This is a genomic window from Bacillus sp. SG20033 (genome assembly GCF_044570195.1).
Taxonomy (GTDB): Bacteria; Bacillota; Bacilli; order Bacillales; family Bacillaceae; genus Bacillus; species Bacillus subtilis.
This window is the reverse complement of sequence record NZ_CP172606.1, coordinates 1,718,299-1,741,726: the sequence shown is the minus strand read 5'-3', so window position 1 is coordinate 1,741,726 and position 23,428 is coordinate 1,718,299. Positions and strand designations below refer to the sequence as shown.

Here is a 23,428-nt window from a genome sequence, read left to right as displayed (position 1 = left end):
ATAACCGATTACATAAAAGGTAGCTTAAACCCTTTTTTCTTGCCTTTTGACATGTTTGTCATCTGCTTCATCATTTTTTTCATTTCATCAAACTGCTTAAGCAGACGGTTGACTTCCTGTACGGATGTCCCGCTTCCTTTTGCAATCCGCTTCCGCCGGCTGGCATTGATAATATCCGGCTGTTCTTTTTCAAGAACAGTCATTGATTTGATGATTGCTTCCACATGATTCAGCTGTTTTTCATCAACTTGGATGTTTTTCAGGCCCTTCATTTTACCTGCACCCGGCATCATTTGCAGAAGCTCATCAAGCGGCCCCATGTTTCTGACTTGCCCGAGCTGCTCCAGAAAATCGTCCAATGTGAAGCTCATCGTTCTCATTTTTTGTTCCAGCTCTTTGGCTTTGTCTTCATCAACGCTGGCCTGTGCTTTTTCAATCAATGTCAGCACGTCGCCCATGCCGAGAATCCTTGATGCCATACGTTCAGGATGGAACGGCTCTAACGCATCAAGCTTTTCGCCCAAACCTGCGAACTTAATTGGCGTGTTTGTAACAGCGCGAATAGAAAGCGCAGCCCCGCCGCGTGTGTCTCCATCCAGCTTAGTTAACACAACACCGGTTAAACCGAGCTGTTCATTAAAGCTTTTGGCAACATTCACAGCGTCCTGACCGGTCATTGAATCGACAACCAGGAAAATTTCTTCCGGATTCGCGATTTCTTTGACGTTGGTCAGTTCATCCATCAGTTCATGGTCGATATGCAAGCGCCCTGCCGTATCCAAAATGACGTAGTCATAATGTTCTTCCTTGGCTTTCTCAATAGCCTGTTTAGCTATTTCTACAGGACTGACCTGATCGCCAAGAGAGAAAACAGGCATATCAAGCTGTTTGCCGAGTGTTTCCAGCTGCTTAATTGCGGCTGGGCGGTAAATATCGGCAGCAACCAGCATCGGTTTGCGATTATGCTTTTTGCGCAGCAGATTCGCAAGCTTACCGCTTGTTGTCGTTTTACCGGCACCTTGGAGACCGACCATCATAATAACAGTCGGCGGCCTTTTTGCGACGGCGATTTTGCTCTCTTCGCCGCCCATCAGCTCAGTCAGTTCCTCTTTAACAACTTTAATGACCTGCTGGCCGGGCGTCAGACTTTTCATGACGTCTTGGCCTACAGCGCGTTCACTTACTTTTTTGACAAAATCTTTGACTACTTTAAAGTTAACGTCAGCCTCAAGCAGCGCAAGACGAACCTCACGCATCATATCTTTTACATCTTGTTCGCTGACTTTCCCTTTTCCGCGGATTTTAGAAATCGTCTGCTGCAGTCGGTCGGCTAATCCTTCAAATGCCATAGTTTGCCGCCTCCTAATCTAATTTCTCAAGCGCTTCAATCAGAGCTGTAATTTCTTCCTCTTCTTTTGAACCGGAAGCAAGCTCCTTCAGCTTATTAAACATCTCTTTACGCTCCTGAAACTTTTTTAAAAGGAGCAGCTTTTCTTCATATTGTTCAAGCATCGCTTCTGTTCGTTTGATGTTATCATAAACAGCTTGTCTTGAAACCTCATATTCTTCGGCTATTTCGCCTAGGGAGAAATCGTCCAAATAATAAAGCGACATATAGCTCTTCTGTTTTGACGTCAACAACGACTGATAAAAATCAAACAGATAATTCATTCTCGTTGTCTTTTCGAGTGACATTTGAGCTCTCCCCTTTGTTAAGTCAAATCCCTTTACGATAACTTAGTTTACACGGTTTTATTGACACTGTCAAGTTTTTATCTTGTCAAAGCATGCTGCTCTTTTTGCATAATAAATTCATTCGGTTTTTTCAGAAAAATTCATATAGACCGCCGTTAAAATACTCAAATTCTTGTTTAGATACTCGATAGCGACAATAGCCTTCGTAAAAAGCATTGAGAAATGCTTCATTTGTGACAAAATTTCTGATCGCTAATGATTCATCATATCGCGGGTCTCCCGCCGATATTCCCGCAGCATCAATAAACAGATAGACCTCTCCGTCTTTCACCAGCACATTATCAGTTGTGCAGTCACCGTGAATCATTGTCTGCTGAACAGGAACAGGCCTGTGCTCGTCCAATTCCTTCAAAAGCCCTGCGCTGCCTTCAGCTTGTCCTTTTTCGACATATTCACCGGCTCGTTTGATTTGCAGATCGAGCCAATCTATTTCCGGCTGTAAATCAGGGGCAAGTTCGGTTTCATGCAGACGCTTGAGAAACTGGCCGAAGCTTTTGATCAGCTTTTTCTTTTCAGTATCCCCCTTTGCTTTCCTTAAAGCAGAAGTCAGTGTAATTCCATCTTCAAACGACATGACGATATGGCTGGAATGCTGTTGCTGGATAAACCCATAATAAACAGGGACAGGCAGACGATGAGTTTCGGAAAGCTTTTGTAAAACAAGGGCTTCTCTCCTTAACCATTCCCGATACCTCTGTTGAGAAGAGCTTTTCAACAGAAATGCGCCTTGGCTTGTCACTATTTTTCGAACGGTTGAAGTGCCTCCCTGTTCATCCAACAGCGACATATGTTTTATTGCGCCGATCTTTCTTTCCAATTCAGCTTTCAGCCATTTGTCCAACAATCTGCACCCTCCATTCCGATATATCAATGCGTATAAAAAAACGAGTATAAAACTGTCCATTTTATACTCGCTTTTTATTCATTAATCGTCGGCTTTTTCCACTAAATCTGAAAAGAGTCCGTACACATAGGATTCTGGATCAAATTCCTGAAGGTCATCAACTTTTTCTCCTAAACCGACTAGTTTAACCGGGATGTGAAGCTCGTTGCGAATCGCAAGGACGATACCGCCTTTTGCCGTACCGTCAAGCTTCGTTAAAGCAATGCCGGTAACATTTGTTGCTTTAGAGAATTCTTTTGCCTGAGCCATTGCATTTTGGCCGGTCGTGGCATCAAGGGCAAGCAGCACCTCATGCGGAGCTTCAGGAACTTCTCTTTCGATAACACGTTTTACTTTTTCAAGCTCTTTCATGAGATTTACTTTGTTTTGGAGACGCCCTGCCGTATCACAAATTAATACATCGGCATTTCTTGCTTTCGCAGCATGAACAGCATCGTAGATGACAGCTGCCGGATCGCTTCCGGGCGTCTGCTTAATGACAGGCACTCCTGTACGCTCTCCCCATACTTCCAGCTGTTCAATGGCTCCCGCTCTGAAAGTGTCTCCGGCGGCAAGTACGACAGATTTTCCTTCTTGTTTCATTTTATGAGCAAGCTTTCCGATCGTTGTTGTTTTCCCGACACCGTTTACACCTACCAGAAGGATTACGTTTAAACGCCCATCCTTGATGTTCAGTTCTGAAATTTGCTCATCTCCGCTGTTATAAATCTCGACCAGTTTCTCAGAAATCACTGACTGGACTTCCTTTGGATCTTGAATATTTCTGCGTTTGACTTCTTTTTTCAGCTCATCTATTAATTCCATAACGGTTGTAAAACCGACATCCGCGCTGATAAGAACCTCTTCAAGCTCTTCGAAGAAATCCTCATCCACTTTACGGTAACGGGATACAAGATCATTCACTTTGTTTTGAAAGGAGTTTCTTGTTTTTTCAAGGCCATCCTTAAACTTTTCAGATACGGAATCTGTCTGTTTTGTGATTTTCTCTTTTAATTTTTTAAAAAAGCTCATCTTTTAACCTCTTTCCTCGTTACTGAACGAATTCTTTTGTTTCTTCCAGCTTAACGGAGATTACCTTGGAAACACCGGATTCCTGCATGGTTACGCCATAAAGCACATCCGCTTCCTCCATCGTTCCTTTTCTGTGTGTAATCACAATAAACTGGGTATCACTGCTGTATTTTTTTAAATACTGCGCAAATCGGAACACATTCGCTTCGTCGAGCGCAGCCTCTACTTCGTCAAGGACGCAAAACGGCACTGGACGAACCTTTAGGATTGAGAATAAGAGCGCTATAGCAGTAAGCGCACGCTCTCCGCCTGACAGGAGATTTAAGTTTTGCAGCTTTTTCCCCGGCGGCTGAGCGATAATCTCGACTCCTGAATGAAGCAGATCGTTAGGATCGGTGAGCCTCAGTTCAGCTCGCCCTCCTCCGAATAAGGAGCGGAAAACTTGATCAAAGTGTGAGCGGATTTGGACGAATGTGTCGTTAAAGCGCTTCGTCATTTCTTCATCCATTTCTTCAATCACTTGGAACAAGGTATTTTTCGCTTCTGTTAAATCTTCTTTTTGTTCCGACAGAAACTTGTACCGTTCGTTGACCCTCTCAAACTCATCTATGCTTCCGAGGTTCACGGTACCCAGCTCTTCAATTGCGAGTTTAATCAGCTTCACACGCTTTCTGGCTTCCTCTGGATCAGTTTCAAGCTGATATTTCTCTTTTGCCCCCTCAAAGGACAAGCTGTATTCCTCCCGTAAGTATTGGAGTAAATTATCAAGCTCGACTTCCATTCGTCCGAGTTTGACTTCTTCGTCTTTTAAGAGCGTTGTTTTTTGTTTATACAGGCGTTTCATTTCTTTCAGCTCACGCTCATACGTATCAAGCCCATGCTGAAGCTTGATGCGCTGATCGCGCCTTAATGCAATCAGTTCGATCGTTTTCGTTTTGTCATTCAATTTATGTTTTGCTGCTTCTTCCAGCTTTTCTTCGCCGCTGGTGCTAGATGACATCTCTGACGTTAAGAAGCTTAAGTCTTCTTTTGCTTCTTTTAACGCAAGCTCTGTTTCAGTGAGCTCTTTCTTTAATCTGGCAAGGTTGTCCTCTTCCCCCTTGCAAGCCTGCTCTTTTTTGGCCGCAGCGATCTTCAGCTCAGTCAGCTCGTTGGAGAGAGACTCTTTCGTTGAGGATTGCGTTTGTTTTTGTTTTGTCAGTTTGTCTATGTCCTCTTCAAGCTGTTTCATCTTTTCAGATACGGCAGAGAGCTCTTCTTCAAGCTTGCGTTTGCGCGCTTTTTTCTCTTCATCGCTTTCAGACAGAGCAGATTTTTCTTGGTCATAGAGCTCTAAATGGGTATTGATATTTTTCTCGGCAACTTGAAGTTCGTACAGCTGGCCTTTCACATCCTGCTGCTTTAACCTTAAGCCTTCCCCGGTTTCTCTTAAGTCAGCCAGTTTTTTCTCCATATCCTGAATGGATTGCTTAAGGGTTTTGACCTCTTGTTCAAGCAGTGCTGTTTTCTCTTCCATTTCAGCGAGCCGTTTCGTCACATCTTCTAGCTCCCGGCTTCTTCCAAGGAGGGAGTTATTTTTCTTTTTAACCGCGCCGCCCGTCATTGAACCACCGGGGTTCACAACATCTCCCTCAAGGGTTACGATGCGGTACCGGTGCCCGAGAAGCTTCGCAAGCTCGTTTGCACCCTTTAAGTCCTCTGTGATCAGAACGGTTCCAAGAAGATTCTGGATGACGCTTCGATACGCAGGATCAAATGTGACAAGTTCACTGGCAACCCCGAGAAATGATGAATGCCGGGCGGCTGTTTCCGCGTCACGGCTTTGAAGCTGGCGGTCTCTAATAACAGAAAGAGGCAGAAACGTCGCCCGGCCGAAGGAATTCTGCTTTAAATATTGAATCGCTTTTCGGGCAGATTGTTCATCGTCGGTCACGACATGCTGAGCAGAAGCGCCGAGCGCTATTTCAATGGCCGTTTCATACTTCTGTTCTGTAGAAATCAGCTCAAGAACCGCTCCGCGAATTCCACCAAGGCGCTCTTTCGCTTTTAGCACTTCTTTAACACCTTGATAAAAGCCGGAAAAATCTCCCTGCATCGTCTCAAGCATGTCCTTTTTTGATCTCGCTTGCTGAACGTATTGGTATGCCTGATACAGAGCGGATTCATTTTTTTCGTATTGGCGCTTTTTCTGCTCATATTTTGTCTGCATATCTCGATATGCACCGACTTGACTGTGAATCTCCTGCTCAATTCGGGCAAATTCCGTTTCACATGCGGCTTTACGCGCAGAAATATCACGCCGTTCCTGCAGGTGCTTTTCATTGTTGTCCGAGAGTCTCTGCAATGTGACAGCGGATTGGGACATCTGGTCATCAAGAAGCTGGAGTTCGTTGCGTATCGAAGCCTGGCTGTTTAACAGCTCAAAATAATCACTTTTCAGCTGCTCGATTTTCTCTTCGACATTTTCATTGTGAAGACTGAGAGCCTGCTGTTTTTCTTTTACTTGCGCCCTTAACTGCTTCACCTCAGCCTGAAGCGTTTCGAAGACAGCTTCCTGCTTCGAAAGCTCTTCTTTCAGAACCGTTTCTTTTTGCTGGAACTGAACGATGGCTTCTTCAAGCTGTTCTTGGTTTTGCACAGCGTTTTTCTTTCGTTCTTTCAGGACTTCTTTACGGCCTTCAAGCTTTTCCAGCTCTTCACTAGTTACCAGTAAAACTTGCTGGAGCTCATTTACTGACTCATCAAGCGCTTGTATTTTGTCCCTTGTATCCTCAATCTTTGCTTCTTTCGCAGAAATAGCAGACGATTCAGCAAGCTCTTCTTCTTTTGCCATCTGCACTTTCTCTTTAAGAGTCGACCATTTACCATGCAGCTCTTCGATATCATAGGCAGTCAGCGCAATTTCAACATGCTCCAGCTCTTTCTTTTTCTCAAGGTAGTCTTTCGCTATTGAAGCTTGAATTTTAAGAGGTTCAACCTGTCCTTCAAGCTCATGTAATATATCTTCTACCCGATTTAGATTGTCCTGTGTCTCAAACAGTTTATTTTCTGCTTTTTTCTTTCTCGTTTTATATTTAAGCACCCCGGCAGCTTCTTCAAAGATACTGCGGCGATCCTCCGCTTTGCTGCTAAGGATCTCTTCCACTTTCCCTTGGCTGATAATAGAAAATGCTTCTTTACCAAGGCCAGAGTCCATAAATAAATCAATAATATCTTTTAACCGACACGGCTGATTGTTAATCAGAAACTCACTCTCACCTGATCTGTACACACGTCTTGTGACACTCACCTCGTGGAAGTCAATTGGCAAGAAATGATCATCATTATCAAGAGTAAGCGTAACTTCAGCTAGATTTAATCGCTTTCTTGAATCACTCCCGGCAAAAATGATGTCTTCCATTTTTCCGCCGCGAAGAGAGCGTGCCGATTGTTCGCCGAGAACCCAGCGAATGGCATCCGTGATGTTGCTTTTTCCGCTTCCGTTCGGCCCGACAACTGCTGTCACGCCTTTAACGAAGTCTACGGAAATCCGTTCTGCAAATGATTTAAATCCTATAACGTCTAAACGTTTGAGGAACATAGCGATCCTCCTTATGTAATAAGTATTTCAATTCTATCATAAACATTGGTGAAATAAGACGGCATACATACTGAAATCCCCCTGAGTCATAAGGGGGATTTTATTGTTTCGTATGGTGTTTTTGCAATTTAGCTAAAGCTTCCTGAGCAGCGTGCTGTTCGGCTTCTTTCTTTGAACGGCCGTTTCCGACTCCGAGTGGTTCACCTTTTAGAGATACGATGGCTTCAAATTCACGGTTGTGCGCAGGTCCTTTTTCGTTGGAGATTTTATACTCCAGAGAGCCTTTGCCGTCCCGCTGCACGTATTCCTGCAGCTGGCTTTTGAAATCCATCACATGAGAAAAAGCACCATCGTTAATTTTAGGGAACACATAAACTTTTAAGAAACTTTCGACCGGCTCTAATCCTTGGTCAAGATACAAGGCTCCGATAAATGCCTCAAAAACATCCGCCAATAGAGCAGGACGCTTTCTTCCGCCTGTCATTTCCTCGCCTTTACCCAACAGGACAAGATCGCCGAATGACAGCTCGTGAGCCAATGAAACGAGAGACGGTTCGCAAACAATTGCGGCTCTCAATTTCGTCAAATCTCCTTCACTCATAGCCGGGTATTTGGCAAATAAGAATCTGGAGATCGTCAGTTCCAAAACAGCGTCACCTAAAAATTCAAGCCTTTCATTATCTTCATACGGCTTTTTCCGATGCTCATTCACATAAGATGAATGTGTAAATGCTTGATACAAAAGCTTTTCATTTTGAAAGTGAACCGAAATCCGTTCTTGAAACTCTTTAAATTGTTCTACTTTTTTATAGAACTTTTTTTTATCTTTATAATGTGAGTGTTTTGACATAGTAACCTCCATAGGCACATCAGGTTCACCGCGCTTCTCTGACTAAACCGGATACAGCGCGCGTAAAAGCGGCATGCTGTAATAACTGCACGAATAAAGGGCTAAAGCCCCGCGTTTCGGCGGGACTTTTAGCATCAGCTTATTGCTGGTTTTGTATGTAGTTCACAGCGTCGCCGACTGTTGCAATCTTTTCAGCATCTTCGTCAGAAATCTCCATATCAAACTCGTCTTCAAGTTCCATAACAAGCTCAACTACATCTAGGGAATCAGCACCTAAGTCTTCCTTGAAAGAAGCTTCAAGTTTGACGTCTGCTTCATCAACGCCAAGGCGATCTACGATGATTTTCGTTACACGCTCTAATGTGTCTGCCATAGCAATTCACCTCCCCTCAAGTATTATAGTGGATTCGTTTTTAAAAAACTAGAGAAACTACGATGAAATTTTCGAGAAAAAACTTACATCACCATTCCGCCGTCAATATGAAGCGTTTGGCCTGTCATATAACGGGCTCCCTCTGAAGCTAGGAACGTGACAACACTGCTGACATCGCTAGGTTCACCAAAGCGCGCGAGCGGAATTTGTTTCAGCATTTCGTCTTGAACGTCTTTTGCAAGTTTATCTGTCATATCAGTTGAGATAAATCCTGGCGCTATTGCGTTTACCGTAATATTTCGGCTGGCGAGCTCTTTAGCAGAAGACTTGGTTAAACCGATGACGCCGGCTTTTGCAGCCACGTAGTTGGCTTGTCCAGGGTTTCCGCTGACGCCGACGATAGACGATACGTTAATAATGCGGCCTGAACGCTGTTTCATCATTTGTCTTGTAACAGCTTTCGTGCAGTTGAAAACACCCTTCAGGTTAATGTTAATGACGTCATCCCATTCGTCTTCTTTCATTCTCATGATGAGATTGTCTCTTGTAATTCCCGCATTATTAACCAGAATGTCAATCGTAGAAAAAACAGACAATGTTTCTTTTATCATGTTTTGTACATCTTCGGGATTTGATACATCCGCTTTGACAGCAATTGCTTTTCTGCCCATTGATTTAATTTCATCTACCACTTCATTTGCTTTCGCTTCATTGCCGGAGTAGTTCACGACAACATTTGCGCCGCTTTTTGCCAGATCAAGGGCGATTGAGCGGCCGATTCCGCGGGATGCGCCAGTGACAATAGCCGTTTTATCATTAAGCATTATCATTCTCCTCCTTAAGCGTTTGAATTGCCAGCTCGATCGTTTCCGGATCTGATACAGCAATTGTTTTTAACCGTCTATTTACTTTTTTCACAAGGCCTGAAAGCACTTTTCCGGGACCGATTTCAATAAAAGTCGTAACACCCTCTGCGATCAGCTTGTTAATGCTTTCCTCAAAACGAACCGGAGAGTAAAGCTGCTCAATAAGTTTTTCTTTGATATCTGCTTTTTCAGTCATCACGTCAGCAGAAACATTTGAGATGACCGGAACGTCAGCGTCTTTTATGTCACAGGCGTCCAATACCTCTTTCAGCTTTTCAGCAGCCGGTTTCATCAGTTCAGAATGGAACGGACCGCTTACTTCAAGCGGAATTGCGCGTTTTGCGCCGTTCTCTTTTGCCAGTTCAGATGCAAGCTCGACCCCTTTAGCTGTTCCGGAAATGACGATTTGGCCAGGACAGTTGAGATTCGCAAGCTGTACAAGGTTGCCTTCCTCTGTGACTTTATCGGTTACTCGCTTTAATGCTTCAGCATCCATGCCGAGAATCGCAGCCATTGCTCCTTCGCCAGCCGGCACCGCTTCATTCATAAACTCTCCGCGCTTTCTGACGGTATAAACAGCATCTTTGAAAGACAGAGCGCCAGCCGCAACCAGTGCAGAATATTCACCAAGGCTGTGTCCTGCTGTGAAATCAGGTGTAATGCCAGATTCTTTAAATTTCTCAAGAACAGCGATGCTTGTCGTAAGCAAAGCAGGCTGCGCATTGTATGTAAGTGTTAATTCTTCAGCATCCCCCTCAAAAATAAGCGAGCTGAGTTTTGTTTCCAACGTTTCATCGGCTTCATCAAACAGACGCTTTGCAGCAGGCACCTGCTCATAAAGCTCTTTTCCCATGCCGATAAATTGTGATCCCTGACCCGGGAATAAAAATGCAATCTTACTCATGATGTAAAAACCTCCAGACTACTCATCTGTTTTTTCTTCTTTCACTTCTTCCTGAATGAGCGCAGCCACATTTTGGCTGACCATCTCTCTTGCTTGCCGAATCGCATGGAATACAGCATTTGAATCTGAAGAGCCGTGCGCCTTGATCACAGGCGCTTTTAAGCCAAAAAGACTTGCTCCTCCATAATTCGAATACTCCATTTTCATTTTCATTTCTTTCAATTTTGGCTTCAGCACAGCTGCTGCAAGCTTGGATGTCAAAGTAGACGTCATTACGTCTCTCATCATTTTAAAAATAGACAACGCAGAGCCTTCCAGCGTTTTGAGTGTAACATTCCCGGTAAAGCCGTCTGTTACTACAACGTCCGCCACATCATCTAAAAGGTCTCGCGCTTCCACGTTTCCGATAAAATTGATGTTTGCTGTTTCTTTTAAAATTTGAAACGTCTGCTTCGTCAGTTCGTTTCCTTTTTTATCTTCTGTTCCGACATTTAAAAGTCCGACTCTCGGTGAAGTGACACCGCGCACTTGCTGAGAATAAACAGAACCCATGATGGCATATTGAACGAGGTGCTCCGGTTTGGCATCGACATTGGCGCCGACATCAAGGAGAAGAAATCCGTCTCCCGAAACAGTCGGAAGTGTCGGGGCAAGCGCCGGACGGTCAATTCCTTTAATTCTTCCGACAATAAAGAGACCGGCTGTCATTAATGCACCGGTATTTCCTGCTGAAATGCAGGCGTCAGCTCTGTTTTCCGCAACCTCCTGCGCCATAAGAACCATAGATGAGTTCTTTTTTCTTCGCACGGCACGGACCGGTTCATCCGTAGGCTCAATCACTTCATCTGCGTGCAGCACCGTGATGCGATCTGATGTAGTTGTTAAATGTGATTCTATCGTTGTTTTGTCACCGACAAGTGTGATATGGAGATCATCAAATGCCTCTATACCTTTTATAACTCCGTCAATAACAGCTTTGGGAGCGTGGTCTCCTCCCATTGCATCTACAGAAATTCTCATGCATGCTCCACCTTTATGAATGTTTTGAACGATACATGTCAAAGCGTCCAGAAAAAACAATTTCTTCGCCAACGTAGCTGTTCACTTCGACAACCGTTCTTCCTTTTTCTTTTTCGACAGCCGTCACTTTCGCTTTTGCTACGACACGTTCACCCTGCTTTACCTGTCTTGTAAAGCGGATGTCTGCACTTGCAGTCAGCGCCAGCTCGTCATCAATGACTGCAACGGCCAAAGAATTCGCCTGTGCAAATAAATGGTGTCCTCTCGCAATCTGATTCCGGCTGAACACGTGCTCCTGTTTTATTTCTAAAATGGATATCGCCTGATCATCCAGCTCAAGGTCAATAATTTCTCCGATAACTTCATCAAGTGACAGAGACTTCACTTCGTCCTCAAGTGTTTTCTCTGCCACGTTCTTAATTCTTTCTCTCAGTTCAGGTATGGAAAGCTCTAAGCGGTCCAAACGTATCGTCTGGATGCTCACCCCGAATTTACCCGCTAATTCTTCATCTGTAATAAAGGGGGTTGCTTGAATCGTCTGCTGAAGTAATTCCTGGCGTTCTCTCTTATTTCTTCTCATATCTAAACACCATCCGGACAATTAAGACTAGGTACTAATAGTAGTATATAATTTCATAGATTGGAATGCAACGATTGTTTCTGGCTGAACACCAAAAACTTCTGATACTCAGCTTAATTTTTCCCCGTCCATTACTCCGCTCTTCAGCAATTCATCTCTTAACACAGCGTATTCCGGCTCCTTCCAGAACGCGTCAGAAGCCACAAGATTCGCAGCATCCTGCCTTGCCGTTTCAAGCGCTCTGTAATCATGAACCATGTCCGCCACTTTAAATTCCGGCATTCCGCTTTGTTTTTTTCCGAAGAAATCACCGGGACCTCTCAGTTCCAGATCCTTTTCAGACAGCTCGAAACCGTCATTGGTCTCCGACATGATCCTCATCCGTTCTTTCCCTGTTTCTGATTTTGGATCAGCCATCAGAATACAGAAAGATTGATGCTCACCCCGTCCAACACGGCCGCGCAGCTGGTGAAGCTGTGATAGTCCGAAACGGTCGGCGTCATAAATCACCATAATCGTTGCATTCGGAACATTCACGCCAACCTCCACAACAGTGGTTGATACGAGAATTTGACAGTGATTTGCGCTGAATTCTCTCATGACCTGGTCTTTTTCATCGGAATGCAGCTTTCCATGCATAAGGCCGACATTCCATTTTCCCCGAAAAATATCAGAAAGCATATTGTACACGTCAATGGCGTTTTGCACATCAAGCTTGTCTGATTCTTCAATCAGCGGACAGATGATATAAGCCTGCCTGCCTTGCTTTAATTCTTTTTCGACAAATGCCAAAATACGATCCAGCATGTCATGTTTTACCCAATAGGTTTCAATTCGCTTTCGTCCAGCCGGCATCTCATCAATGACAGATACATCCATTTCACCGAACACTGTGATCGCTAATGTTCTTGGGATTGGAGTGGCTGTCATAAAGAGAACATCGGGATCCTGCCCTTTGTTCCGAAGCTTTTTGCGCTGCTCAACTCCAAATCTGTGCTGTTCATCAGTAATAACGAGACTCAGCGCCTTAAACTCCACCTCGTCTTGGATTAAAGCGTGTGTTCCTACAAGAATATCAATCTCACCCGCCGCAAGACGCTCAAGCAGTTCTTTTCGCCGCTTCCCTTTAACAGAGCTTGTCAAAAGAGCAACGCTGACGTCCCATTTTTCAAATAGCGAAACGAGCGAATCAGCATGCTGCTCGGCCAGAATTTCTGTCGGCACCATGAGCGCTCCTTGGTATCCGGATAGGATCGCGGCATACAGTGCAATGGCGGCAACTGCCGTTTTTCCTGATCCAACGTCCCCTTGAAGAAGGCGGTTCATTCTGTATGGAGAAGACATGTCTGCTGTTATTTCGCGAAGAACGCGTGACTGGGCGTTTGTGAGGGGAAACGGGAGGCTTTTGATAAATCTCATGAGTTCTTCGTTTGAAAAACGCTGCCGTATCCCTTGTGTCTGCTCTCTTTCCGCCTTTCGGAACGCCTGCATTTTCAACTGAAACAACAAAAATTCTTCATAAACAAACCGCCGTCTGGCAAGCTTTAATGCTTCCCTTGTTTCAGGCTGGTGCATTGCTTTTAACGCTTGATAATAGTCAGGCAGTTTATAGCTTTTTCTTAGCTTTTCCGGAAGAGGATCAGGAAGTGAGTCTGCATATTGGGTCAGCGCCTGCTGAATAAAGCGCCTCATCATTTTGACGGTAACATTTTCTTTCACAGAATACACTGGTTCAATACTTTTGTCTTCTTGATGCGGCCCGTTTTTCAACTCCTGAACAGAGATGGTTTGGCGGTGCTTGTCCCATTTACCTGAAACCGTCACCACAGAGCCGAGCGAAAGCTTCTTCTTCAAATAAGGCCGGTTAAAACATACGGCTGTGATTAAATAGTGGCCGACCAGAAGCCTGAATGTCAGCCTGTTTCGTTTTTTTCCGTAATAGGTAAGAGAAGGCTCTGAATGAACCTTCCCTTCGACTGTGACTCTTTCATCATGCTTTACTTCTTCTAAATCCCTCAGCTCGTAGTCATCATAGCGATAAGGGAAATAATTCAGAAGATCAGAAATGTCATAAATACCGAGTTCGTGTAATGTTTTTTCTGTTTCCGGCCCAATACCCTTAATGTTAGCTATACTAGTTTGCTGATGTTGTTTCACGTGAACCTAGCGCTCCTCCGAAAATTTTTTTCTCTAATTCTCTTCCTGTCGGTGTTGCCGCTAAACCGCCCTGGCCTGTTTCTCTAAGTGCAGTTGGCATCGTTTGGCCTATTTTATACATGGCATCGATAACCTCATCACATGGAATGCGGCTTGTAATGCCCGCCAATGCCATATCAGCGGCAATCATCGCATTTGACGCGCCCATCGCATTCCGTTTCACGCAAGGCACCTCAACAAGCCCTGCAACAGGGTCACACACGAGGCCTAGCATATTTTTTAATGTAATGGCCATGGCCTCCGCGCTTTGTTCGGGTGTTCCTCCTGCCATTTCAACAATGGCCGCAGCCGCCATGCCTGAAGCTGATCCAACCTCTGCCTGACATCCTCCGGCGGCGCCGGAAATGCTTGCGTTATTAGCCACGACAAATCCGAAAGCCCCGGCCGTAAACAAAAAGCGGATCATTTGTTCTCTTGTTGGATTCAGCTTTTCTTTTACAGCAAATAACGTACCGGGCACCACACCTGCAGAACCTGCAGTCGGTGTCGCACAGATGGTTCCCATTGCTGCATTTACTTCATTTGTTGCAACGGCTTTCGATACAGCATCTAAAATCAGCGGGCCAGACAGGCTTTTTCCTGATCGAATATAGGCCTGCAATTTAACGGCATCTCCGCCTGTTAAGCCCGTTTGGCTCGTAACTCCCTCGAGTCCTTTCTGAACCGCCGCTTCCATAACAGACAGGTTATGATCCATCTGCTGAAAAATGTCCTCTTTTGTTTTTTCTGTTACTTCCATCTCTTGAGCTATCATCACATCAGAGATCAATATTTGTTTTTCTTTAGTAATCTCAATTAATTCTTTTACATTACGAAACATAACTGGCTCCTCCTGACCCTTTTCGCTAGTCAGCAATCTTTGTCACTTGAATAATATTCGGCAGCTTCGACAGCTCGTCGAGAATGTGGTCGTCAATATTTTGATCGACCTCTATTGTCATCAGCGCAAGCTGGCCGATATCTTTCCGGGCTACTTCCATATGTCCTACGTTGATTGAAAATTTAGCCAGAACATTGGCAACACCGGCAATTGTGCCAAACTTGTCATTATGAACAACTAATATGGCCGGATGATTTCCTGACAGCCGGAGCTCAAAACCATTCAATTCTGTGATTTCAATCTTTCCTCCGCCAATCGAAATACCTGTCAGTTCCAGCTCACCCTTTTCATCAGAAATGGTGATTTTTGCTGTGTTCGGATGGACCGGGACTGCGTCTTCTACCCGAAACTCTATATCAATTCCTTTAGCTTCTGCAATTTGTATAGCGGTTTTAATCCGTTCATCGAATGTATCAAAATCAAGCAATCCGCCGATAATCGCGACATCTGTGCCGTGGCCCTTATACGTTTCCGCAAACGAGCCGTAAAAAGATACAATGATGCGCTCAGGCTCTCTTCCAAATAAACTTCTGGCCACTCTCCCGATTCTGGCAGCTCCCGCTGTATGAGAGCTGGACGGACCGATCATAACCGGGCCGATAATATCAAAAACGCTTCTGTATTTCATGCTATTCCTCCTTATGAACCAGAGCTTATTAGCGCTTTGCTTCTAGACTAATTGATCAGATATAAAATGGCAAGCGGGCGCGTTACAGCGCTGCCGCACTTAAAAGCAGACATAAGAATAGAAGGGCAAATTGCCCTTCTATTCTGCAGAAACTATATACGAATACAGAGGCTGTTTCCCATTGTGGATCTCAACCTCAATCTCCTCGTACTTTTCACTGAGAAACGCTTCAAGCTGCTCAGCTTCTTCCTGAGACGCATCCTCACCATATAGAATGGTCACGATTTCATCATCTTCTCCGATCATTTCTGACAGCAGCATTTTCGCGGCTGACAGCTGATTTTCAGAAGTGCCGATAATCGTTCCATTCAGAATGCCCATAAAGTCGCCTTTTTTAATATCTTTACCGTCAATATGAGTATCTCTGACTGAGAACGTCACCTGTCCGCTTTTTACTTGCTGAATGGCGCTTAGCATATTGGCCTCGTTCGCTTCAGCTTCTTGATCCGGGTTAAAAGCCAGCAGGGCTGACATCCCTTGCGGAACCGTTTTAGCAGGAATGACAAAAACCTGTTCATCCACTACGCTGGCCGCTTGGTTAGCAGCCATGATAATGTTGGAGTTATTCGGCAGGATAAATACCGTATCTGCATTTACAGACTTCACGGCCTCAACAATATCCTCAGTGCTTGGGTTCATGGTCTGGCCGCCTTCAATCACAACAGAAGCGCCAATGCTTTTGAATAGGTCTGAAATTCCTTCTCCCATCGCTACAGTCACAATGCCATACGGCTGTTTTGCCGGCGGTGTTTCGTTGTCTGCAGGTTTGCTTTCTTGACTGATGATAGAGGTATGCTGTTCTCTCATATTTTCTATTTTTATTTTGATCAATTCACCGTAATGCTGGGCGTAGTTTAACACGTTTCCCGGCTCTTCAGCATGAATATGAACCTTCGCCAGCGATTCATCCGCAATCACAAGCAGAGAATCTCCGAACTGGCTGAGGTCTTGCCTGAACGTACCTTCGTCGAACTCTCTTTTTGTCTGATCAAGCCTAACCATTACTTCGGTACAGAATCCAAATTCAATATCTTCGGTATTCATCATGCTTTGCGCGCTCTTGTGATGCTCCGCGCTGACCATGTCGTCAAGTGACGGAAGAACTGCTTTCTGAGGTACAGTTTCACCTTTTAATGAAGCAAGGAAACCTTCATACACACAAAGCAGGCCTTTGCCCCCGCTATCGACAACTCCTACTTCCTTTAGGACAGGTAGCAATTCAGGGGTGCGGTTTAAAGACGCCTCTGCTTCTTCTGTCACTGCAATCATCAGCGCAGTGATATCGGTTTCTTTTTCTGCTAAGATCATCGCTTTTTTTGCAGCGTCTTTTGCAACTGTTAAAATGGTGCCCTCTACAGGTTTCATGACAGCTTTATACGCCATGTCCACACCTGCTTGCAGCGCAGCGGCAAACTCAAGTGCATTAATTTCTTTTTTCGTTTCAATGCTTTTGCTAAATCCGCGGAACAATTGGGATAGGATAACTCCTGAATTTCCGCGTGCTCCCATGAGCAGCCCTTTAGATAACGCGGAACCCACCTTCCCGATATCATCCGTATCCATTTGTTCAACTTCTCTTGCTCCGGAAGTCATCGACAGGTTCATATTTGTTCCCGTATCACCGTCCGGCACCGGAAACACGTTCAGTGCATCAACTGCACTGGCGTTTTGAGACAGATTCTGCGCTCCCGCAAGAATCATCTCGGCAAAGGTTCTGCCGTTTAATGTTCTGATAGACAATCCTACTCCTCCTAACTACGGGTTCGTCACTCGTACGCCTTGGACATAAATATTGACAGAATCCACTGCCAGTCCGATGGTTTGATTTACTGTGTACTTTACTTTTGTTTGGACATTATGTGCCACTTCAGAAATTTTCGTGCCGTAGCTGACAATGATATACATGTCGATATGTATCTGTTCTCCTTCTTGGCGAACTTGGACACCCCTGCTGAAATTCTCTTTCCGAAGGATTTCAGTCAGTCCGTCTTTAATCTGGTTTTTAGAGGCCATGCCGACAATGCCGTAACAGTCAACCGCCGCGCCTCCTGCAACCATCGCGATGACTTCATTAGATATATCAATCTGTCCGTACTTCGTTCTTAATTCAATGGACACACTAGTTCCTCCTTCGAATGCATAGAGTTACAGCTATTCTACTATATGGTTTCCATTATGAAAAGACCAGGCAATAATCGCTGGCCGTACCTCTACATATACTATAGCGCTGCTGTTTCCGCAAGATGTCAAGTGAATTTTCTTGAAAGATGATGAAACAATAGTTGCAAACGTTTTTTAGCTGTGGTAAATTATTTAAAGTATCCATATCGAAAGCATCTAAGATTATATGAATGTTAAAAAGTAGATGTTTTGTGCAAGTGAGGAGGGAAACAAATGGCACGTAAATGCGTTATCACAGGTAAAAAAACAACAGCTGGGAATAACCGTTCTCACGCAATGAACGCTTCTAAGCGCACTTGGGGCGCGAATCTTCAAAAGGTTCGTATCCTTGTGAACGGAAAACCTAAAAAAGTATATGTATCTGCTCGAGCTTTGAAATCCGGTAAAGTTGAGCGTGTATAACAAAATGAACGCCTGCCCCGATATGTGGCAGGCGTTTTTATGTGGTGAAAGAGGGCTTTGAACCCCTGGGCATTAATCTTTTCTAAATGAGCCCAGCATCGCCCGGACAATTCCTCCTAAAAACTTCGGCAATTTAATGGTGTAAAATTTCATTTTTGTCCCCTCCTATAACGTCCCGTAACCGCCTTGTTCATTGTTTTCAGCAATTGAATGAAAGCACATGCTTAATCCGTGCTTCTTATCATTATTAATATGCCTTTTGCAAACGAAAAAGTACCTCGTGAATGAATGAGTTCGTTACTAATACATAGTGTTGAACCGAGCGTAATATGACAATTATTTAGAGGATATTTAAAACCGGTCAGGGTCAGCTCATGTATGTCTTCGGAAAACGGTATGAAGGAGATATATCGCTTATTTTCATCCTTCTCAATATCATATTCACCAGGAGGGAACATTTGAATATGATTTTGTTTGTCTATCAGCCTAATTTTTATGTTCGTTTTTACACCTCTATACAGAAGCTGAATGTTTCCTAAAAAATGATCAGCTCTGCCGCCTGTAATGCCGAAAATCTGAATAATATCCGGCTGCTTTTCCAGCGCCCAATCAAGGGCGAGGTCTAAATCTGTTTGATCTTTTTCTGCTTGATACACATGAAGGGCGGGAGCTGCTATTTCTATTCGCCGGCGTTCTTGCTCTGTTATGCTGTCAAAATCTCCGAAGGCTTCAACAGGAATGATCCCGGCATCTAAGAGAGTGACGGTGCCTTTGTCAACCCCGATCCAAAGCGTGTGTTCCTCCGTATAGCTGGTTAGATCGGGAATGAGATTTTTCGGGCCTCCCGCAACGATATTAATTGTTTTCATCTCTGATTCCTTTCTCTGCATACAGGAAAAAGAGCTTAGGCTATTGTATGCCCAGCTCTTTTCTAAAGCTGCTTATTTACTTCCTCTGATTTCAGAAATTGCTTTTTTGCGGTCAGACTGGCCATAAACAGCTGAACCGGCAACGAGTAAATTTGCGCCCGCTTCAATGACGAGCGGAGCGGTTTCTTTGTTGACGCCGCCGTCTACTTCAATTAACAGATCTTTTTTTCCTTTTTCATCCGCCATTCGCTTAACCTCTTTTATTTTAGGAAGGACTGAATGAATAAATTTCTGCCCGCCGAAGCCCGGGTTCACCGTCATTAAAAGAACAAGATCGAGATCGTCGAAAACATGCTCGATGACTTGTACAGGGGTATGCGGGTTTAGAACTACTCCGGCCTTCACTCCTTGCTCTTTAATGAGCTGGATGGTACGGTGCAGGTGCGGACATGCCTCAGCATGCACAGACAGGATATCTGCGCCTGCTTTCGCAAAAGCCGGGATATAACGATCCGGCTCTTCTATCATTAAATGGACATCGAGCGGCAGATCCGTTACCGGCCGGACTGCTTCTACAATCAGCGGACCGATTGTGATATTCGGGACAAAATGGCCGTCCATAACATCAATATGAATACAATCGGCTCCGCCTTTTTCTACATCTTTAATCTCATTGCCTAAAGCGGCAAAATCAGCGGAAAGAATAGATGGTGCAACCTTTATCATTATGCTAATACCTCGGCTTTCTGTCTTTAATCTCCGTCATAAATTCAACATAATGGTCATAGCGATACTGCTTTAATTCCCCGTCTTCAACAGCTTGTTTCACCGCACATTTCGGCTCTTTCAGATGTAAACAGCCTCTAAATTTGCATGAAGCGCTTTTTTCTCTGATATCAGGGAAGGTATAGCCCAGCTCTTCTTCCTCAATGTCTGTAAATTCAAGCGAGCTGAATCCCGGTGTATCTGCAACCAAACCTCCGGACGTGTGAATCAGCTCCACGTGGCGGGTTGTGTGTTTCCCGCGGCCCAAATGCTCTGAAATCTCGTTTGTTCTCAATCCGAGCTCCGGACTGATCGCGTTGAGAAGCGAGGATTTCCCAACACCGGACTGACCGGCAAATACCGTTGTTTTATCCTGAAAATGCGGGATGATGTCCGCTAAACTGTCTTGGTCCTTAGAGGAGGTAAGGTATACGTCATAACCAATATTCCGATAGTCCTCTGCATAGGCTTGTATCGTATCTTCTGTATCTTGATCTTCAATCAGATCCATTTTAGTAATGCATATAATCGGCTGAATATCATTGGCCTCAACGAGAACCAGGAAGCGGTCGAGCAATGCCGTGCTGAAAGAAGGCTGAACCGCTGAGAAAACCAGGACCGCTTGATCAACGTTGCAAATTGGCGGCCTGATAAGCTCGTTGGTTCTTTCTTTAATTTCCATTAAATATCCTTCTTTGTCATTTTCAGCTTGATACACAACGTAATCACCGACAAGAGGGGTAATTTTGTTTTTTCTGAAAATGCCTCTTCCTCTGCATTGTATTACTTTATCTGAATCCTCTGATTCATCCAGTACATAGTAAAAGCCGCTTAGCGCCTTAATAATTTTGCCCTCAGGCATATTTTCCCTCCTTGTTATTCATCTTTCGGATACTCAATGGTTTTGTAGCTGACAACTTTATTGTTTACCATTACTTGATAGTACCCTTTTTGGCCGGGTTCAATCTTTAGTTCGATCGTTCGTTCAGTCGGCTCTTTTATCTTAAATTCTTCGTAAGTGTCAGAGATGCTGTGATCAGCATCGTCAACCGCGATTTGCACTTGAAGCTCGTCCCCTTCATTTTCTGGTTCATAGGGGATCTTGACCTTTTCTTTCACTGTTTTCGCAGGTTTTTTCTCTGGTCCGAGAGAGAATGTCACTTCAATTTCGTTTCCCGGCTTTACTGCCGTACCTGCTGCTGGTTTTTGTTTGACAACCTGTCCTTCTGGAACATCATCTGAGTATGCTTCTTTTTCTACAAGCTTCAATCCGTTGTCTTCCAGATATCCAGACGCTGCTTCTTTACTGTAGGTTTTCAAGTCTCTAAGTGTAATGTCTTCGGGTCCGATACTGACTGTAAGTTTGACTTGATCTTCACTCGGGACAAGCTCAGTCCCTGCTGAAGGATTTTGGTCAATGACAGTTCCCGCGTTTTTCTCGTCATTCACTTCATTTACCGTTACATGTTTAAACCCTTGGTCCTTCAACGCTTTTTTTGCCTGGTCGACCGTTTGGCCTGTCACATCACCGATCTCCGTTTTTGCTTTTCCGGTGCTCTTATAAAGGGTGACCGTGGCGCCTTCTTTGACTGTGGTATCCGCTTTAGGATCCGTTTTTACCATCAGGCCCTCTTCAATTTTTTCATCTGAGATTTCCAACACCTCGGAATCAACCTGTAAACCTTCTTTTTCCAAGAGCCCTGCGGCTTTTTCGTATTCCATTCCGGAGACATCAGGTATTTTGACATCCTTAGGCATGAAAAGCGACGGAAAAACAGTGACAGCAAGAATTCCAGCTGTGATAAAAACGAGGCATATCGTGAGCAAAACCCACGGCCACTTTTTTCTTTTGCCGTTCTTCTTTGTTTTGTTTTCTTGTGCGGTTGTCACTTCAGCTTCTTTTTCGCCAGCAGCTTTAGCGAGTTCTTCATCTTTAATGATAGGTATCGCTTTTGTCATTTCTTCATCTTCTTGAACCGTAAATCTCTTTTCATTGATTCTGTCGGCATCAAAAGCTGTTTTTATGTCTGCTTCCATGTCTTCAGCCGTTTCGTAGCGATGAAAAGGATCTTTGGCAGTTGCCTTGAGTATAATGTTTTCAACGCTTTGGGGGACCGATGGATTCCACCTTTTTGCCGAAGGAGTTTCCGCTTGAAGATGCTTCAAGGCGATGCTGACTGCTGACTCTCCATCAAACGGAATACGGCCGGTTAAAAGCTCAAATAGAACGATTCCAAGCGCATAAATATCCGATTTTTTTGTGGCTAAGCCGCCCCGGGCCTGTTCAGGTGATAAGTAATGGACCGAGCCCAGAACTGAATTGGTATGGGTGATTGTGGTCGAACTTAGTGCCATCGCAATTCCAAAATCCGTTACTTTGATATTTCCCATATGATCAATCAAAATGTTATGCGGCTTGATGTCTCTGTGAACAATCTGGTTTTGATGGGCATGAGCGATGGCTGAGACAATTTGCTCCATGATGTTCAGCGCTTCTTTAGGGTGAAGCGGCCCATTTGCTGTTATGTATTCTTTAAGCGTCATGCCTTCAACGTATTCCATGACAATATAATAAATATCATCTTCCTCGCCCAAATCGTAAATGCTGACAATATTCGGGTGATCGAGGCTTGATGCGGATTGGGCTTCTCTGCGGAAACGTCTGATAAATTCATTGTCATTTGCATAGTCAAACCGCAGGATTTTAATTGCGACTTCACGGTCTAGAATGATATCCTCAGCTAAATACACGTTGGCCATTCCCCCGCCGCCTATAACGCGGAGAATTTGGTAACGCCCGCTGATCCGCTTGCCGATTAGCACTGATCTTCACCCTCTTCAACTTGTAAAGCAAGCTCAAGCAAAACTGCTGTTATGTTGTCTTCTCCGCCATTCTGATTGGCTTTGTCCACAAGCAGGTTTACTTTTTCCTGAGGAGCTGAATCGCTTTGCAGGATGTCTTTTAACTCAGTGCCTTCCACTTTATTCGTCAGTCCGTCAGAACATAGAAGCAGTTTGTCTCCGGGTTCTATATCAAAGGAACGGGTGTCAATGCTGACTGACTGGTCTGTTCCAAGCGCCTTCGTCAACACATTTTTTCGCGGATGATGTTCAGCGTCTTCTCTGGAGATCTCTCCAGTGCGAACCAGTTCATTTACAAGCGAATGGTCTTCTGTCACTTGAACGAAATCATCGTCTTGAAGCAAATAGCATCTGCTGTCTCCGATATGGGCAACAGAAACCGTTTTCCCCGTAAAAAGTGCACATACAATCGTCGTCCCCATGCCTTGGCATTCTTCGTGGGCTTGAGCGTGATCGTATATTTTGCTGTTTACCGAAAGAATCTGTTCTATGAGCCATTTTTCACAATCCGAGGGCGCAGTTGGAATTGTCTCTGCTTCATTCCATTTCTCCCCCATGGCTTTCACAGCCATCTTGCTCGCAACATCTCCAGCAAGATGGCCGCCCATGCCATCAGCGACAACCGCTAATACAAATTCATCTTTCCCCTTGAATATCCCCGCATCATCTTCATTATGCTGGCGGATTTTTCCTGTATCTGTTTTTAAGGCTGTTAACAACC

Annotated in this window: 23 protein-coding genes; 1 reads left to right on the top strand and 22 read right to left on the bottom strand. The window is 44.5% G+C overall.

Annotated elements, in window-relative coordinates:
• Positions 1-8: 8 nt before the first annotated feature.
• The 16 genes from ffh to ACFVP7_RS09155 form a co-directional block, all read right to left on the bottom strand.
• Entirely contained in the window at positions 9-1,349 is a 1,341-nt protein-coding gene (gene ffh / locus ACFVP7_RS09230; RefSeq protein WP_014113771.1) for a signal recognition particle protein, read from the bottom strand.
• 13 nt (positions 1,350-1,362) lie between these two features.
• Entirely contained in the window at positions 1,363-1,695 is a 333-nt protein-coding gene (locus tag ACFVP7_RS09225; RefSeq protein ID WP_003238590.1) for a putative DNA-binding protein, read from the bottom strand.
• Positions 1,696-1,825: 130 nt separating this feature from the next.
• Positions 1,826-2,596 (bottom strand): phosphotransferase family protein, encoded by a 771-nt coding sequence (locus ACFVP7_RS09220; protein ID WP_144531034.1) that lies wholly within the window; start codon positions 2,594-2,596, stop codon positions 1,826-1,828.
• 84 nt (positions 2,597-2,680) lie between these two features.
• The gene (ftsY, locus tag ACFVP7_RS09215) at positions 2,681-3,670 is read right to left on the bottom strand and encodes a signal recognition particle-docking protein FtsY (RefSeq protein ID WP_338733752.1); all 990 of its coding nucleotides are present in this window, start codon (positions 3,668-3,670) and stop codon (positions 2,681-2,683) included.
• 19 nt (positions 3,671-3,689) lie between these two features.
• Positions 3,690-7,250 carry a chromosome segregation protein SMC gene (smc, locus tag ACFVP7_RS09210; protein ID WP_338733749.1) on the bottom strand — a complete coding sequence of 1,187 codons (3,561 nt, stop codon included), beginning with the start codon at positions 7,248-7,250 and terminating at the stop codon, positions 3,690-3,692.
• Between the two features lie 100 nt (positions 7,251-7,350).
• Positions 7,351-8,100, bottom strand: a complete 750-nt coding sequence (gene rncS, locus ACFVP7_RS09205; RefSeq protein ID WP_003232030.1) for a ribonuclease III — start codon at positions 8,098-8,100, stop codon at positions 7,351-7,353.
• A gap of 139 nt (positions 8,101-8,239) precedes the next feature.
• Positions 8,240-8,473 (bottom strand): acyl carrier protein, encoded by a 234-nt coding sequence (gene acpP, locus ACFVP7_RS09200; protein WP_003154310.1) that lies wholly within the window; start codon positions 8,471-8,473, stop codon positions 8,240-8,242.
• An 83-nt stretch (positions 8,474-8,556) separates the two neighbouring features.
• Positions 8,557-9,297, bottom strand: a complete 741-nt coding sequence (gene fabG / locus ACFVP7_RS09195; protein ID WP_003232035.1) for a 3-oxoacyl-[acyl-carrier-protein] reductase — start codon at positions 9,295-9,297, stop codon at positions 8,557-8,559.
• A complete protein-coding gene (gene fabD, locus ACFVP7_RS09190; protein ID WP_122894541.1) occupies positions 9,290-10,243 on the bottom strand; it encodes an ACP S-malonyltransferase in 954 nt (317 codons plus the stop codon). The genes fabG and fabD overlap by 8 nt, the downstream gene beginning before the upstream one ends.
• Before the next feature lie 18 nt (positions 10,244-10,261).
• Positions 10,262-11,263, bottom strand: coding sequence for a phosphate acyltransferase PlsX (gene plsX, locus ACFVP7_RS09185; RefSeq protein WP_338733744.1), 1,002 nt, complete (start codon positions 11,261-11,263; stop codon positions 10,262-10,264).
• Positions 11,264-11,276: 13 nt separating this feature from the next.
• Positions 11,277-11,843: a transcription factor FapR gene (gene fapR / locus ACFVP7_RS09180; RefSeq protein ID WP_003232044.1), complete on the bottom strand. Its 567-nt coding sequence runs from the start codon at positions 11,841-11,843 to the stop codon at positions 11,277-11,279.
• Positions 11,844-11,951: 108 nt separating this feature from the next.
• Entirely contained in the window at positions 11,952-14,000 is a 2,049-nt protein-coding gene (recG, locus tag ACFVP7_RS09175; RefSeq protein WP_029317792.1) for an ATP-dependent DNA helicase RecG, read from the bottom strand.
• Complete coding sequence (gene sdaAA / locus ACFVP7_RS09170) at positions 13,978-14,880, bottom strand: L-serine ammonia-lyase, iron-sulfur-dependent, subunit alpha (protein WP_003232049.1); 903 nt, start codon at positions 14,878-14,880, stop codon at positions 13,978-13,980. The genes recG and sdaAA overlap by 23 nt, the downstream gene beginning before the upstream one ends.
• Positions 14,881-14,905: 25 nt before the next feature.
• On the bottom strand, positions 14,906-15,568 hold the full coding sequence (gene sdaAB / locus ACFVP7_RS09165; RefSeq protein WP_003232050.1) for an L-serine ammonia-lyase, iron-sulfur-dependent subunit beta: 663 nt from the start codon (positions 15,566-15,568) through the stop codon (positions 14,906-14,908).
• A gap of 138 nt (positions 15,569-15,706) precedes the next feature.
• Positions 15,707-17,368, bottom strand: coding sequence for a DAK2 domain-containing protein (locus ACFVP7_RS09160; protein WP_396583166.1), 1,662 nt, complete (start codon positions 17,366-17,368; stop codon positions 15,707-15,709).
• A gap of 15 nt (positions 17,369-17,383) precedes the next feature.
• Positions 17,384-17,746, bottom strand: a complete 363-nt coding sequence (locus ACFVP7_RS09155) for an Asp23/Gls24 family envelope stress response protein (RefSeq protein ID WP_003232054.1) — start codon at positions 17,744-17,746, stop codon at positions 17,384-17,386.
• 276 nt (positions 17,747-18,022) lie between these two features.
• Between ACFVP7_RS09155 and rpmB the strand changes: the two genes are divergently transcribed.
• Positions 18,023-18,211 carry a 50S ribosomal protein L28 gene (gene rpmB / locus ACFVP7_RS09150; protein WP_003221548.1) on the top strand — a complete coding sequence of 63 codons (189 nt, stop codon included), beginning with the start codon at positions 18,023-18,025 and terminating at the stop codon, positions 18,209-18,211.
• 72 nt (positions 18,212-18,283) lie between these two features.
• Here the strand turns inward: rpmB and spoVM are convergent, their stop codons facing one another.
• From spoVM to prpC, 6 genes are all read right to left on the bottom strand, one after another.
• Positions 18,284-18,364 carry a stage V sporulation protein SpoVM gene (gene spoVM / locus ACFVP7_RS09145; RefSeq protein WP_003221545.1) on the bottom strand — a complete coding sequence of 27 codons (81 nt, stop codon included), beginning with the start codon at positions 18,362-18,364 and terminating at the stop codon, positions 18,284-18,286.
• A 71-nt stretch (positions 18,365-18,435) separates the two neighbouring features.
• On the bottom strand, positions 18,436-19,080 hold the full coding sequence (locus ACFVP7_RS09140; RefSeq protein ID WP_396583165.1) for a thiamine diphosphokinase: 645 nt from the start codon (positions 19,078-19,080) through the stop codon (positions 18,436-18,438).
• 72 nt (positions 19,081-19,152) lie between these two features.
• Entirely contained in the window at positions 19,153-19,806 is a 654-nt protein-coding gene (gene rpe / locus ACFVP7_RS09135) for a ribulose-phosphate 3-epimerase (protein ID WP_003232058.1), read from the bottom strand.
• A gap of 4 nt (positions 19,807-19,810) precedes the next feature.
• Positions 19,811-20,707 (bottom strand): ribosome small subunit-dependent GTPase A, encoded by an 897-nt coding sequence (gene rsgA / locus ACFVP7_RS09130; protein WP_014476783.1) that lies wholly within the window; start codon positions 20,705-20,707, stop codon positions 19,811-19,813.
• Positions 20,708-20,721: 14 nt separating this feature from the next.
• Positions 20,722-22,668: a serine/threonine protein kinase PrkC gene (prkC, locus tag ACFVP7_RS09125; RefSeq protein ID WP_396583164.1), complete on the bottom strand. Its 1,947-nt coding sequence runs from the start codon at positions 22,666-22,668 to the stop codon at positions 20,722-20,724.
• Positions 22,662-23,426 carry a protein-serine/threonine phosphatase PrpC gene (gene prpC / locus ACFVP7_RS09120; protein ID WP_217017784.1) on the bottom strand — a complete coding sequence of 255 codons (765 nt, stop codon included), beginning with the start codon at positions 23,424-23,426 and terminating at the stop codon, positions 22,662-22,664. The genes prkC and prpC overlap by 7 nt, the downstream gene beginning before the upstream one ends.
• Positions 23,427-23,428: the final 2 nt, after the last annotated feature.

Coding starts and splice junctions, on each gene's coding strand:
- ftsY (WP_338733752.1), bottom strand. CDS start 3,670: ATGAGCTTTTTTAAAAAATTAAAAGAGAAAATCACAAAACAGACAGAT.
- rpe (WP_003232058.1), bottom strand. CDS start 19,806: ATGATAAAGGTTGCACCATCTATTCTTTCCGCTGATTTTGCCGCTTTA.
- fapR (WP_003232044.1), bottom strand. CDS start 11,843: ATGAGAAGAAATAAGAGAGAACGCCAGGAATTACTTCAGCAGACGATT.
- acpP (WP_003154310.1), bottom strand. CDS start 8,473: ATGGCAGACACATTAGAGCGTGTAACGAAAATCATCGTAGATCGCCTT.
- sdaAB (WP_003232050.1), bottom strand. CDS start 15,568: ATGAAATACAGAAGCGTTTTTGATATTATCGGCCCGGTTATGATCGGT.
- plsX (WP_338733744.1), bottom strand. CDS start 11,263: ATGAGAATTTCTGTAGATGCAATGGGAGGAGACCACGCTCCCAAAGCT.
- ACFVP7_RS09225 (WP_003238590.1), bottom strand. CDS start 1,695: ATGTCACTCGAAAAGACAACGAGAATGAATTATCTGTTTGATTTTTAT.
- rncS (WP_003232030.1), bottom strand. CDS start 8,100: ATGTCAAAACACTCACATTATAAAGATAAAAAAAAGTTCTATAAAAAA.
- rsgA (WP_014476783.1), bottom strand. CDS start 20,707: ATGCCTGAGGGCAAAATTATTAAGGCGCTAAGCGGCTTTTACTATGTA.
- sdaAA (WP_003232049.1), bottom strand. CDS start 14,880: ATGTTTCGTAATGTAAAAGAATTAATTGAGATTACTAAAGAAAAACAA.
- ffh (WP_014113771.1), bottom strand. CDS start 1,349: ATGGCATTTGAAGGATTAGCCGACCGACTGCAGCAGACGATTTCTAAA.
- smc (WP_338733749.1), bottom strand. CDS start 7,250: ATGTTCCTCAAACGTTTAGACGTTATAGGATTTAAATCATTTGCAGAA.
- fabG (WP_003232035.1), bottom strand. CDS start 9,297: ATGCTTAATGATAAAACGGCTATTGTCACTGGCGCATCCCGCGGAATC.
- fabD (WP_122894541.1), bottom strand. CDS start 10,243: ATGAGTAAGATTGCATTTTTATTCCCGGGTCAGGGATCACAATTTATC.
- spoVM (WP_003221545.1), bottom strand. CDS start 18,364: ATGAAATTTTACACCATTAAATTGCCGAAGTTTTTAGGAGGAATTGTC.
- ACFVP7_RS09140 (WP_396583165.1), bottom strand. CDS start 19,080: ATGAAAACAATTAATATCGTTGCGGGAGGCCCGAAAAATCTCATTCCC.
- rpmB (WP_003221548.1), top strand. CDS start 18,023: ATGGCACGTAAATGCGTTATCACAGGTAAAAAAACAACAGCTGGGAAT.